The sequence below is a fragment of the Variovorax paradoxus B4 genome (assembly GCF_000463015.1).
In the GTDB taxonomy this organism is placed as follows: domain Bacteria; phylum Pseudomonadota; class Gammaproteobacteria; order Burkholderiales; family Burkholderiaceae_C; genus Variovorax; species Variovorax paradoxus_E.
Window position 1 is genome coordinate 5,442,228 of the sequence record NC_022247.1, and the last position, 12,926, is coordinate 5,455,153.

Below are 12,926 nucleotides of genomic sequence, written 5' to 3' on the forward strand. Positions count from 1 at the left end.
AGACTCAGAACTTCTCGTGCGGACCGAGGTAGCGCCACTGCCCGACGGGCAGGTTGCCGAGCATCACCTTGCCGATGCGCACGCGCTTCAGGCCCACCACCTTCAGGCCGACCAGCTCGCACATGCGGCGGATCTGGCGCTTCTTGCCCTCGGTGAGCACGAAGCGCAGCTGCTCGGGGTTCTGCCATTCGACCCGCGCCGGCTTGAGCGGCTGGCCGTCGAGGCTCAGGCCGTGGCGCAGCCTGGCGAGCATCGCCGGCGGAAAGACCGCCTGCACATTGGTCGTGACGGGATCGTCGTCGTCCATGCGCACCAGCTGCCCGGTGGGCGCGGGCTGGCCCAGGCCGTGATAGGCCACGCGCACCAGGTACTCCTTCTCCATCACCGAGTCTTCGCCGATCAGCTGGCGCGCGATGCGCCCGTCCTGCGTCATCACCAGCAGGCCGATCGAATCGATGTCGAGCCGCCCGCACGGCGCAAGGCCGCGCAGTTGCTGGGGGTTGAAGAAGAAGCGCGTGTTGTCTTCGGCCCAGCGGTTCTGCGGCGTGAACAGCGTCACCGCCGGCTCATGGCCATCTTCGGCCTGCGCGCTCACGTAGCCGATGGGCTTGTTGATCAGGATGGTGACCTGGTTCGCCTGCTGGCCCTTGGCGGCCTTGTCGACCTCGATGCGGTCCGCCGGCATGACCTTCACGCCCATTTCGGCCGGCTTGCCGTTCACCTTCACCCAGCCGTTGGCAATCCACTCATCGGCCTCGCGGCGCGAGCAGAGGCCGAGCTCGGCCATGCGTTTGTTGAGGCGGATCGGGGCAGTGGCGTCGGTCATGCGGGGGCGCGGTCGGTTGGGGGCGGGTCACGCCCGGTGAAGCGGTGCGCAGCGGCATTTTCGCTGATGGACGCCGCCTGCGGGATGTGTCGCAATGCATGGGGATAATGCGCGCCAATGGCCCGCCGACGGCCCCCACCCGCATGACCAAAATCCTGATCCTCAGTGTGAGCGCCGGCAACGGCCACGTGCGCGCAGCGCAAGCCCTCGAAGCCGCCGTGCAATCGACCCCGCCGCACACGGCAGTCCACATCGATGCCATGGCCCATGTGGCCGGCGGTTTCCGGAAGGTTTACACCGACTGGTACATCCAGCTCGTGAACCGCGCGCCCGAGCTGTGGTCGTACCTGCACCAGCGCACCGATGCCACGCCGCACCATTCGACTTCGCAGCGCCTGCGCCGCGGCATCGAGCGGCTGAGCACCGGCGCCCTGGTGCGCGAAATACGCCGCGAGAAGCCCGACGCCGTGATCTGCACCCACTTCCTGCCCGCCGAGCTGCTGATGCGCGAGCGCAACCGCGGCCGCATCGACTACCCGGTGTGGCTGCAGATCACCGACTACGACCTGCACAACATGTGGCTGGTGCCGGGCATGGCGGGCTACCTGGCCGCGACGGAAGAAGTGGCCTTCAGGCTGCAAGCGCGCGGCATTCCCGCGGAGCGCATCCACGTGACGGGCATTCCGGTGATGCCCGCTTTCTCCGAACCCGACGCGCCGGCGCTCGCGCGCAATGCCTGCGCCACGGCGCTCGGCCTCGACCCCGCGCGGCCCGTGCTGCTGATGGCCTCGGGCGGCGCGGGCGTCGGGGATCTGGCGAGCATGGTCGAGCGCGTGCTTTCGCTCGGCGGCGACAGCGGCTTCCAGGTGATTGCCGTGGCCGGCCGCAACGCCGAGGCCCTCGGCAGGCTCCAGGCCCTGGCCGCCCGCCACCCGGGGCGCGTGGTCGCCATCGGCTTCACGAACGAGATGCACAAGCTCATGGCCGCGGCCGACCTCGTCGTGACCAAGCCCGGCGGGCTCACCGTGTCGGAGTGCCTCGCGCTCGGCAAGCCGATGCTGCTGATCTCGCCGATTCCGGGGCAGGAAGAGCACAACGCCGGCTTCCTGATGGAAGAGGGCGCGGGCTGGCTCGCCTACGACACCATCGGTCTCGACTACAAGGTGGCGCGGCTGATGGCCGACCCCGCCAAGCTGGCGGCCATGGCCGAGCGCAGCCGCGTGCTCGGCAAGCCGCGCGCGGCGGCCGCGGTGCTGCGCCACGTGCTGGGCGAAGCCGCATGACGGGCGCTGTGGAAAAGACGGGCGTGGCCCGCACGCTCGGCTACCTGGCATGGGTGGCGGTGATGGCCTTCTTCTTTGCCAACGCCGAGATCCAGATCGAAGGCGGCGCCGGCTGGGCCACCTCGCTGCCCACCTGGCGCATCGAGAACAGCATCTGGCTCGACATCTTCTGGGGCGGGCGCGCCATGACGGGCTACCACGCCTGGGTCTTCACCTTCATGGTGCTGGTGTTCTTCGCGCCGCTGGCCTTCAACGGGCGCTGGACGTGGCGCGACGCGGGGCTGGCCGTGGCGGGCCTGATCGTGTTCTGGGTCTGCGAAGACTTCCTGTGGTTCATCATCAACCCGGCGTTCGGCTGGGCGCGCTTCAATGCGGTGGATGCGTTCTGGCACAAGCACTGGATCTGGGGCGCGCCGGTCGACTACTGGGGCGGCCTGGCGGTGGCCCTGCTGATCCTGGTGACGCGGCACTGGCGGCGCGCGAAATGAGCGCGAGAAGCCACAAGCGCAGGAACAGCAGCGACGCCGCGGCGCACGCCGCGCCGCGCCCCGGGCACTGGGCCGATCCGCTCGACACGCTCGGGGTCGAGAACCTGCACCGCATCACGCCCACGCTGTACCGCAGCGCGCAGCCGCGCGTCGCCAACGTGGCGGCGCTGAAGGCGCTGGGCATCCGCACCATCGTGAGCCTGCGCTCCTTCAACGACGACCGGAAGGTGTTCGCGGGCAGCGGCATCCGCCTGGTGCGCGTGCCGATCAACACCTGGTCGATCGACGACGCCAAGGTGCTGCGCGCGCTGGTGGCCATCCGCGAGGCCGAGAAGCAGGGGCCGGTGCTGATCCACTGCATGCACGGCGCCGACCGCACCGGCGTGGTCGCGGCGGCCTACCGCATGGCGGTGCAGGGCCGGGACAAGGAGAGCGCGCGCCTCGAGATGTTCCGCGGCGGCTACGGCTACCACACGCTGTGGCGCAACATTCCGCGCTACATCGACCGCCTCGACCCGAAGAAGATGGGCCATGCGCTGGCCCATGCGCCGGTGATTCCTGCGGTGTCCTGAAGGCGTCTGCAGCTTTCGCGCACCGCTCCTATACTGGCCGCCCCGTGGCCCTGGGCCACCTTCGAACTCGCCTCTTTCACGAGGCCACAAGGGGCTCATCCATGGCACTGCAACTGCGCTCCCTCATCCGCGCGAACGGCGAACTCGAACTCTCGCTGCACGACGAGCCGATTCCTGAACCGCAGGCACACGAAGTCGTGATCCGCGTCGAAGCGTCGCCAATGAATCCGTCGGACCTGGGCCTGCTGTTCGGCGCGGCCGACATCGGCACCGCCAAGGTCTCCGGCACGCCCGAGCGGCCCATCGTGACGGCCACGGTGCCCGAGCGCGCCATGCCGGCCATGGCCGGGCGGTTGGACCAGTCGATGCCGGTCGGCAACGAAGGTGCCGGCGTGGTGGTCAAGGCCGGTTCGTCGCCCGCGGCGCAGGCGCTGCTGGGCAAGACGGTGGCCGCGATCGGCGGCGCGATGTATTCGCAGTACCGCGCTGTGGCCGCGGCCCAGTGCCTGGAACTGCCAGCGGGCACGGCGCCGGCCGAAGGCGCATCGTGCTTCGTGAACCCGCTCACTTCGCTGGGCATGGTCGAGACGATGCGGCGCGAAGGACACAAGGCGCTGGTGCACACGGCCGCCGCATCCAACCTGGGCCAGATGCTCAACAAGATCTGCCAGAAGGACGGCATTGCGCTGGTCAACATCGTGCGCAAGCCCGAGCAGGAGGCGCTGCTGCGCGGCATCGGCGCGAAGTACGTGTGCAGCACGAGCTCGCCCACCTTCCTCGAAGACCTGACGCAGGCCTTGGTCGAGACCGGCGCCACGCTGGCCTTCGATGCCACGGGCGGCGGCAAGCTCGCGGGACAGATCCTCGGCTGCATGGAAGCGGCGCTGAACCGCACCGCCAAGGAATACAGCCGCTACGGCTCGACCACGCACAAGCAGGTCTACATCTACGGCGGCCTCGACCGCTCGCCGACGGAGTTCGTTCGCAACTTCGGCATGGCGTGGGGCATGGGCGGGTGGCTGCTGTTTCCGTTCCTGCAGAAGCTCGGGGATGAAGGCGTGCAGCGGCTGCGGGCGCGGGTCGTGGCTGAATTGAAGACCACGTTTGCGAGCCACTACACGCGGGAGGTTTCCTTGTTCGAAGCGCTGCAGCTCGATGCGATCGGCGTGTATGGGAAGCAGGCGACTGGCGAGAAGTTCTTGCTCAACCCCAACAAGGGCGTCGCGGCGTGAATGCCGCTGCCCTCACCCCAGCCCTCTCCCGGAGGGAGAGGGAGAGGGAGAAACACACAGCCCGACGCCGTGCATTCGGTCTTGTCCCCTCTCCCTCCGGGAGAGGGCTGGAGTGAGGGCTCTGTGCCCCCGACAAAGCGCGGCGCCCGCCAGCTAAACCACCAGCCGATACCCCACGGCCGTTTCCGTCAGCAGATGCCGCGGCTGCGCCGGATCGGCTTCCAGCTTCTGCCGCAGATGCCCCATGTAGATGCGCAGATAGTGACTCTGGTCCGTGTGCGACGGGCCCCACACCTCGCGCAGCAGCTGGCGCTGCGTGAGCACGCGGCCGGCGTTGGCGACGAGCACTGAAAGCAATCGGTACTCGGTCGGCGTGAGATGCACCTCCGCGCCGGCGCGGCGCACGATGCGCGCGGCGCGGTCCAGCTCGACCTCGCCGAAACGGAACAGGGCGTCCGCGGGCTCGTCGTTGCCACCACCCGCTGCGCGCGGGCGGCGCAGGTTGGCGCGCACGCGCGCCAGCAGTTCGCCGGTGCCGAAGGGCTTGGTCAGGTAGTCGTCGGCGCCGGCATCGAGCGCGGCGATCTTGTCGGCCTCGTCGCTGCGCGCCGACAGCACGATGATCGGCACGGCCGACCAGCCCCGCACATCGCGGATCAGCGACACGCCATCGCCGTCGGGCAGGCCGAGGTCGAGCACCAGCAGGTCGGGCTGGCGCGTGCCAGCCGCCGCAAGGCCATCGCGCAGCGTGCCGGCCTCGTGCACCAGCCAGCCCTCGGCCTCGAGCGCGCCGCGCACGAAGCGCCGGATCTGCGGCTCGTCCTCGATCACGATGGCGGTGGGCGATGGCATGGGTTCAGAGTTGTGCTTCTTCGGCCGGTTCCGGTGGCTCCCGGCGCGGCAGGGTGACCGTGAATTCTGCACCGCCGCCCTGCGCATTGGCCGCGGCAATCTCGCCGCCATGCGCGCTCACCACGGCCCGGCAGATCGCCAGGCCCAGGCCCACGCCCGGCGTGGCCGACTCGGTTTCGCCGCGGGTGAACTTGTCGAACAGCTTCTGCTCGCGGCCCAGGAGCGCGGCGGGCAGGCCCGGGCCGTGGTCGCGCACCGTAAGCACCAGCGTGCCGGTCTCGGCCCGCGCGCCGACCACGATGGGCGGCGCGCCGTACTTGGTGGCGTTCTCGATCAGGTTGACCAGCACGCGCTCGATCAGCACGGCATCGAATTCGACCAGCGGAAGCCCGGGCTCGAGCGCGGTCTGCACCATGGTATTGCCGAGCGCGGGGCGCGCCGCGCGGATGGCCGAGCCGACCACCTCTTCCACCGATTGCCAGTCGCGCCGCAGGTTCACCGCGCCGCCCGCAATGCCGCTTTCGAGCCGTGCCATGTCGAGCAGGTTGTTGACCAGCGCGTGCAGCTCATGCGCCTGCGCCACGATGGCGCGCGCCGCCTCGGCGTGCGCTTCGGGCGGCAGCGTCTGCAATGATTCGGCCAGCGCGATCAATGCGGTGAGCGGCGTGCGAACGTCGTGCGAAATGGCGCCGAGCAGCGCGTTGCGCAGGCGCTCCGACTCCATCTCGACCACCGCCTGCTGCGCCACCTCCACATAGTGCACGCGCTCCAGCGCAATCGCGATCTGCCGCGCCAGCGTATCGAGCTGCTGCGCCTGCTCCGGAATCAGCAGCCAGCGCGGCTGCGCCGGCGACAGCGCGAGCACGCCGCGCACGCGCATCGGCGCCTGCAGCGGCACGTAGTGCCAGGGCTGCGCCGCCAGCGTGGCGGTGGCGAGGCCGGCGGGCTGGCCGTGGCGGAAGGCCCAGTCGGCCACCTGCGCATCGAAGCCCTCCGGCGGGCTCTTCGGCAGCACGAGCTGGTCGGCCGCATCGGTGACCAGCACCAGCGCATGGCCGCCGAAGTGCCCCTGCACCGCGGCGGCGCCCAGTGCCACCACCTGCGTGCTCTCCAGCGCGGCCGAGAGTTCGCGCGTGAGCTCGAACAGCGAGCGTGCCCGCCGCTCGCGGCTGGTCGACACGCCGGCCGCAAAGCGCAACCCCGCCATCAGCTGGCCCACGAGCAGTCCCACGCCGAGCATGATCGCGAAGGTCAGCACGTACTGCACGTCGCTGACCGCGAACGACAGCCGCGGCGGCACGAAGAAATAGTCGAACGCCGCCACGTTGAGCAGCGCTGCGAGCGCCGAGGGCCCGCGGCCGAAGCGCATGGCCACGCCAACCACGCCCAGCATGAACAGCATCACGATGTTGGACAGCTCCAGCACGCGGGCCAGCGGCGTGCAGACCAGCGTGAGCGCGACGCTGGCGGCCGTGGCCCACGCGTAGCCCGGCCAATGGACGGGCGCCTTCTCGTGGTCGTCGTCGTCGGCGCGTGTGCCGGCGATGGGAGCGCGCGACAAGCGGCGCGAGCTGTCGGCGCGCCCGACTTCCATGATGTCGAGCGCGGGCGCGCGCCGGGCCAGCGCGCGCGGCAGCGGCATCGGCGTGGCGGGCCACCAGCGGCGCCAGCCGGTGGCCGGCTCCGGGCGCCCCAGCACCAGCGTTGCGCAGTTGAGCCGCCGCGCTTGTTCGGCCAGTTGCTCCGCCACGTCGGAGCCGGTGAGCACCGCGGTGGCCGCGCCCAGTTCCTCGGCAAGCTTGAGCACCGCGAGGATGCGGTCGCGCTCCTCGGCGGCGAGCCGCTGCAGCCGCGGCGTCTCGACGTACGCCGCATGCCAGCGCACGTTAAGCTGGCCCGCAAGCCGCGCCGCGGTGCGCACCGTCTGCGCGGCGCCCTCGTGCGGCCCGACGCACGCGAGGATCGCGCCCGAGGTGTTCCACGCCTGCAGTCCGCCGCCCTGCCCATCCTTTCCATTGCGGCCGGCCGCGCCCGACTGCTCGACGCGCCAGCCGCGCACGTCGTCTTCCACGTGCTCGGCGGTGCGGCGCAGCGCAATCTCGCGCAGCGCGATCAGGTTGCCCTTGCGGAAGAAGTTCTGCGCCGCGCGCTCGGCCTGCTGGGGCAGGTAGACCTTGCCGGCAGCCAGCCGCGCCGCGAGCTCGTCCGGCGTGACGTCGACCAGCACCACCTCGTCGGCCTCGTCGAGCACGGTGTCGGGCACGGTCTCGTTCACGCGCACGCCGGTAATGGCGCCGACGGTGCCGTTGAGGCTTTCCAGATGCTGCACGTTGAGCGCCGACCAGACCTCGATGCCCGCGGCCAGCAGCTCCTGCACGTCCTGCCAGCGCTTGGCATGACGGGATCCGGGCGCATTGGTGTGCGCCAGTTCGTCGACCAGCAGCACCGCCGGCTTGCGCGCGAGGGCGGCGTCGAGATCGAATTCGGCCCGCTTGCGGCCGCGATAGTCCAGCTCGCGCAGCGGCAGCACGTCGAGCCCCGCGAGCAATGCCGCGGTTTCGCTGCGGCCGTGGGTCTCGGCCACGCCGACGAGCACGTCGCGCCCCGTCGCGTGCTCGCGCTGCGCCGCGCTGAGCATGGCCCAGGTCTTGCCGACGCCGGCGCTGGCGCCGAAGTAGATGCGCAGCTTGCCGCGCAGCGCGCGCGCCTCGTCGCTGCGCAGTTGCGCAAGCAGGGCGTCGGGATCGGGGCGGGCGTCGGGCATGGCGGTGGCTGCGCAGGTTAGCGCATCGGCGCGCCTTCATCGAGCGCGAGATTGAGCGCCAGCACATTGACCCGCGCCTCGCCCAGAAAACCCCAGAGCGGCGCCTGCGTGTGGCTGGCGACCAGCGCCTTCACCTGCTCGACCGGCAGGCCGCGCACGCGCGCCACGCGCGCCGCCTGATACTGCGCGGCGGCGGGGCTGATGTCGGGGTCGAGCCCGCTGGCCGAGGCCGTGACCAGGTCGACCGGCACAGCCGCGGTATTGCCCGGGTCGGCGGCGCGCAGCGCCTCGATGCGCGCCTTGACCGCATCGGCCAGTGCCGGGTTGAGCGGTCCCTGGTTCGAACCGCCCGAAGCGCTCGCGTTGTAGGGCTGCGGCGCGGTGGCCGATGGCCGGCCCCAGAAGTGCTTCGGATCGCTGAAGTTCTGGCCGATGAGGCTGGAGCCCACGGTGGTGCCGTTGCGCACGACCAGGCTGCCGGCCGCCTGCGACGGAAACAGCGCCTTGGCGGCGCCGGTGACGGCCAGCGGATAGACCAGGCCGGTGAGCGCGCTCAGCAGCGCGAAGAGCACGAGGGCGGGACGAATGATGTTGCCATTGTTGTTCATGGAAGTCTCCTCAGACCAGATGGACTGCGACCAGCAGCCAGTCGATCAGCTTGATGCCGATGAAGGGAACGAGCAGGCCGCCGAGGCCATAGATGGCCAGGTTGCGGCGCAGCAGCGCGGCAGCACCCACCGGCCGGTAGCGCACGCCCTTGAGCGCGAGCGGAATCAGGAACACGATGACCAGCGCGTTGAAGATCACGGCAGACAGGATCGCCGACGACGGGCTCGCGAGCCGCATCACGTTGAGCGCGCCGAGCTGCGGATAGGTCGAGACGAAGATCGCCGGAATGATCGCGAAGTATTTCGCCACGTCGTTCGCGATCGAGAAGGTGGTGAGCGAGCCGCGCGTCATCAAGAGCGCCTTGCCGGTCTCCACCACCTCGAGCAGCTTGGTCGGGTTCGAGTCCAGGTCGACCATGTTGCCGGCCTCTTTCGCGGCCTGCGTGCCGCTGCCCATGGCCACGGCCACATCGGCCTGCGCGAGGGCGGGCGCGTCGTTGGTGCCGTCGCCGGTCATCGCGACCAGGCGGCCTTCGGACTGGTACTGGCGGATGAGCGCCAGCTTGTCCTCGGGCGTGGCTTCGGCCAGGAAGTCGTCGACGCCGGCCTCGGCCGCAATGGCCGCGGCCGTGAGCTTGTTGTCGCCGGTGATCATCACGGTCTTGATGCCCATGCGGCGCAGCTCGGCGAAGCGTTCCTTGATGCCGGTCTTGACGATGTCCTTGAGCTCAACCACGCCGAGCACGCGGTTGCCCTCGGCCACGGCCAGCGGCGTGCTGCCGCGGCGCGCCGCTTCCTCGGACGCGCGCAGCATCTCGGCGGGCACGCTGCCGCCCAGCGATTCGACATGCCGGCGGATCGCATCGACCGCGCCCTTGCGCAGCAGGATGGCGTCGGTGTCGAGGCTGTTGGGTGCGGCCGGCAGGTCGACGCCGCTCATGCGGGTCTGCGCGGTGAAGGGCACGAAGCGGGCACCTTCGACGGCGGCAACCTCCAGGCCGTCGCGGCGCGCGAGCTCCACGATGCTGCGGCCTTCGGGCGTCTCGTCGGCCAGCGAGGCGAGCATCGCGGCACGCGCGAGGCGGCCCTTCGGCACGCCGGGCGCGGGCAGGAAGGCGCTGGCCTGGCGGTTGCCGTGCGTGATGGTGCCGGTCTTGTCGAGCAGCAGCACGTCGACGTCGCCGGCGGCTTCCACCGCGCGGCCCGAGGTGGCGATCACGTTGGCCTGCATCATGCGGCTCATGCCGGCCACGCCCACCGCCGAGAGCAGGCCGCCGATGGTGGTGGGAATCAGACACACCAGCAGCGCCACCAATGCGGTGAGCGACACCACGGTGCCCGCACCCGCGGCTTCCACGCTGAACACCGAGAACGGCAGCAGCGTGACGGTGACCATCAGGAACACCAGGGTGAGCGCGACCAGCAGGATGGTGAGCGCGATCTCGTTGGGCGTCTTGTGGCGCTTGGCCGCCTCGACCATGCCGATCATGCGGTCGAGGAACGACTCGCCCGGGTTCACCGAGATGCGCACCACCAGCCAGTCGGACAGCACGCGCGTGCCGCCGGTCACGGCCGAGAAGTCGCCACCCGATTCGCGCACCACGGGCGCCGATTCGCCGGTGATGGCGCTCTCGTCGACCGAGGCCACGCCTTCGATCACTTCGCCGTCGAGCGGGATCACATCGCCAGTTTCCACCAGCACCACATCGCCCTTGCGCAGGTTGGGCGCCTGCTCCGGCAGGAACGCCGCGCCGTGATGGGGCTCCTTGAGCTTCTTGGCCCAGGTGTCCTTGCGCAGGCCGCGCAGCGAGGCGGCCTGCGCCTTGCTGCGGCCCTCGGCCAAGGCTTCCGCGAAGTTGGCGAACAGCACGGTGAACCACAGCCAGATGGTGATGGCCAGCACGAAGGCGGGCTTCATGCCGGTGTCGCCCGGGAAGCTCAGCGCGTGCACCCAGAGCAGCGTCGTGAGGATGCTCCCGATGTAGACGATGAACATCACCGGATTGCGCCACTGCGTGCGCGGGTTCAGCTTGGCGAAGGCGCCCCAAAGGGCGGGCTTGACCAGCGCTGCATCGAACAGCGAAAGAGATGTTTTGGTTTTGGCAGTCATGGTGCGCTCCTTATTTCCAGAGCACGAGGTGTTCGACGATCGGCCCGAGGGCGAGCGCCGGCACGTAGTTGAGCAGGCCGACCAGCAGCACGGTGCCGATCAGCAAAGAGACGAACAGCGGGCCGTGCGTGGGCAGCGTGCCGCCGGTGACGGGCAGGCGCTTCTTGGCCGCGAGCGCGCCGGCAATGGCCAGCACCGGCACGATCACGCCGAAACGGCCGAGCCACATCGCGAAGCCTAGCAGCCCGTTGTAGAAGGGTGTGTTGGCCGAGAGGCCCGCGAAGGCGCTGCCGTTGTTGTTGGCGGCCGAGGTCAGCGCGTAGAGGATCTCCGAGAATCCATGCGCGCCGGGATTCGCGATGCCGGCCCTGCCGGCGCCTGCGACCACGGCCACGGCGGTGCCGGCCAGCACGAGAATCGGCGTGACCAGGATCGCGATGGAGATCAGCTTCATCTCGCGCACCTCGATCTTCTTGCCGAGGTACTCGGGTGTGCGCCCGATCATCAGGCCCGCGATGAACACCGCGAGCATCGCGAAGATCAGCATGCCGTAGAGGCCGGTGCCGACGCCGCCGAACACCACTTCGCCGAGCTGCATGAGCACCATGGGCACCATGCCGCCCAACGGCGTGAGCGAGTCGTGCATGACGTTCACCGCACCGCACGAGGCGGCCGTGGTGATGGCGGCAAAAAGCGCAGAGGCATCGATGCCGAAGCGCACTTCCTTGCCTTCCATGTTGCCACCGCTCTGCAGCGCGCTCGACATCTGGTCGACACCGAGCGAACCGAGCAGCGGGTTGCCCGCCTGCTCCGAGGGCGTGATCACGATCACGGCGATGACGAACATGATCGTCATCGCGGCAAGCACGGCCCAGCCCTGGCGCATGTCGCCGACCACGCGGCCGAAGGTGAAGCACAGCGCCGCCGGGATCAGGAAGATCGCAAGCATCTGCAGCAGGTTGCTGAGCGCGGTCGGATTCTCGTACGGGTGCGCCGAGTTGGCATTGAAGAAGCCGCCACCGTTGGTGCCGAGCATCTTGATGGCCTCTTGCGAAGCGACCGGGCCCATGGCCAGCGCCTGCGTCCTGGTGGTGGCGTCTTCCAGCACCGGGGCACCGGCGGCGTCCTTCAGCGGCTGGCCGTCGGCGCCGCGCTTCGGTTGCTGGAAGGCGGTGGTCTCGATCGTGTCCACGGTCTTGTAGGCGTCGAAGTTCTGGATCACGCCCTGCCCCGCAAGGCACAGCGCGAGCACGAACGCGACCGGCACCAGCACCCACAGCGTGATGCGCGTGACGTCGGCCCAGAAGTTGCCGACCAGGCCCTTGCCGTCACCGCGGCGCGCGAAGCCGCGCACCAGTGCGAAGGCCACCGCGATGCCGGTGGCGGCCGACAAGAAGTTCTGCACCGCGAGACCGAGCATCTGCGTGAGATAGCTCATGGTCGACTCGCCGGCGTAGCCCTGCCAGTTGGTGTTCGATACAAAGCTCACCGCGGTGTTGAAGGCCGAGTCAGACGACACGGCCGTCATGCCCGCGGGATTGAGCGGCAGCCAGCCCTGCAGGCGCTGCAGGGTGTAGACGAAAAGAGCGCCCACGGCATTGAAGGCCAGCAGCGCGAGCGCGTAGCGCAGCCAGTGCATCGATTGCTCAGGCTTGGTGCCGGCGATCTTGTAGAGCGGTGCCTCGACGCGCTGCATCCAGCGCGGCACGCGCTCGCTGCAGAGCGCGGCAAGGAATCTGCCGACAGGCCAGGCCAGCACCAGCAGTGCGACCAGGAAAAGAGCCAACAGGCCCCAGGCGGAGGAAGTCATCTCAGAACTCCTCGGCACAGATCAGCGCGAACACGAGGTACGCGAACAGGACCACGGCCACCAGCGCACCGAAGCCATAGAGCGCTTCGAGGCCGATCACGATGCGTCCCCTTGCGCCGATGCCGCCGCGTTCTTCGGCGCGCCGAGCCGGTCCAGCCCCACGGCCATGGCCGCCACCACGGCCCACAGCGCCAGCAAGGCGCCCATCCAGACGAAGTCCATTCATCACTCCTCAAGCGAAAACAAGGACTCGAGTCTCGGCAGGCGCCCGTAAAAACGGGGAACAGAGTCGGCGGGGGCGCATAAAGAAACCGTAAAGACGTCCCCTCCTTTTCAAAGTGCTCGACAACACCTCGGCCGCCGCTTGATAATCAAAGCAAC

The 12,926-nt window shown here is 69.5% G+C and carries 12 protein-coding genes; 4 read left to right on the top strand and 8 right to left on the bottom strand.

All coding sequences use genetic code 11. The features are described 5' to 3' along the window. Positions 1-4: 4 nt before the first annotated feature. The gene (locus VAPA_RS25420; RefSeq protein WP_021012867.1) at positions 5-826 is read right to left on the bottom strand and encodes a pseudouridine synthase; all 822 of its coding nucleotides are present in this window, start codon (positions 824-826) and stop codon (positions 5-7) included. A 143-nt stretch (positions 827-969) separates the two neighbouring features. Between VAPA_RS25420 and VAPA_RS25425 the strand changes: the two genes are divergently transcribed. From VAPA_RS25425 to VAPA_RS25440, 4 genes are all read left to right on the top strand, one after another. Further along, the gene (locus VAPA_RS25425; protein WP_196232529.1) at positions 970-2,109 is read left to right on the top strand and encodes an MGDG synthase family glycosyltransferase; all 1,140 of its coding nucleotides are present in this window, start codon (positions 970-972) and stop codon (positions 2,107-2,109) included. Further along, the gene (locus VAPA_RS25430) at positions 2,106-2,597 is read left to right on the top strand and encodes a hypothetical protein (RefSeq protein ID WP_021012869.1); all 492 of its coding nucleotides are present in this window, start codon (positions 2,106-2,108) and stop codon (positions 2,595-2,597) included. Before VAPA_RS25425 ends, VAPA_RS25430 begins: the two co-directional genes overlap by 4 nt. After that, positions 2,594-3,169, top strand: coding sequence for a tyrosine-protein phosphatase (locus VAPA_RS25435; RefSeq protein ID WP_021012870.1), 576 nt, complete (start codon positions 2,594-2,596; stop codon positions 3,167-3,169). Before VAPA_RS25430 ends, VAPA_RS25435 begins: the two co-directional genes overlap by 4 nt. 101 nt (positions 3,170-3,270) lie before the next feature. Next, on the top strand, positions 3,271-4,401 hold the full coding sequence (locus tag VAPA_RS25440) for a zinc-binding dehydrogenase (RefSeq protein ID WP_021012871.1): 1,131 nt from the start codon (positions 3,271-3,273) through the stop codon (positions 4,399-4,401). Positions 4,402-4,554: 153 nt separating this feature from the next. On the opposite strand, the gene kdpE is transcribed toward VAPA_RS25440, so the two are convergent. From kdpE to VAPA_RS35455, 7 genes are read right to left on the bottom strand one after another with little or no spacing between them, the layout of a single operon-like run. Next, positions 4,555-5,253, bottom strand: coding sequence for a two-component system response regulator KdpE (gene kdpE / locus VAPA_RS25445; protein WP_021012872.1), 699 nt, complete (start codon positions 5,251-5,253; stop codon positions 4,555-4,557). Between the two features lie 4 nt (positions 5,254-5,257). After that, positions 5,258-8,017: a DUF4118 domain-containing protein gene (locus VAPA_RS25450; protein WP_021012873.1), complete on the bottom strand. Its 2,760-nt coding sequence runs from the start codon at positions 8,015-8,017 to the stop codon at positions 5,258-5,260. A gap of 17 nt (positions 8,018-8,034) precedes the next feature. Then, positions 8,035-8,625 (bottom strand): potassium-transporting ATPase subunit KdpC, encoded by a 591-nt coding sequence (gene kdpC, locus VAPA_RS25455; RefSeq protein WP_021012874.1) that lies wholly within the window; start codon positions 8,623-8,625, stop codon positions 8,035-8,037. A 10-nt stretch (positions 8,626-8,635) separates the two neighbouring features. Then, positions 8,636-10,735, bottom strand: a complete 2,100-nt coding sequence (gene kdpB / locus VAPA_RS25460) for a potassium-transporting ATPase subunit KdpB (RefSeq protein WP_021012875.1) — start codon at positions 10,733-10,735, stop codon at positions 8,636-8,638. A 10-nt stretch (positions 10,736-10,745) separates the two neighbouring features. Continuing rightward, a complete protein-coding gene (kdpA, locus tag VAPA_RS25465; protein WP_021012876.1) occupies positions 10,746-12,545 on the bottom strand; it encodes a potassium-transporting ATPase subunit KdpA in 1,800 nt (599 codons plus the stop codon). Between the two features lies 1 nt (position 12,546). Further along, the gene (kdpF, locus tag VAPA_RS25470) at positions 12,547-12,645 is read right to left on the bottom strand and encodes a K(+)-transporting ATPase subunit F (RefSeq protein ID WP_018905139.1); all 99 of its coding nucleotides are present in this window, start codon (positions 12,643-12,645) and stop codon (positions 12,547-12,549) included. Next, positions 12,642-12,767, bottom strand: coding sequence for a hypothetical protein (locus tag VAPA_RS35455; protein WP_268977785.1), 126 nt, complete (start codon positions 12,765-12,767; stop codon positions 12,642-12,644). Before VAPA_RS35455 ends, kdpF begins: the two co-directional genes overlap by 4 nt. Positions 12,768-12,926 lie beyond the last annotated feature (159 nt).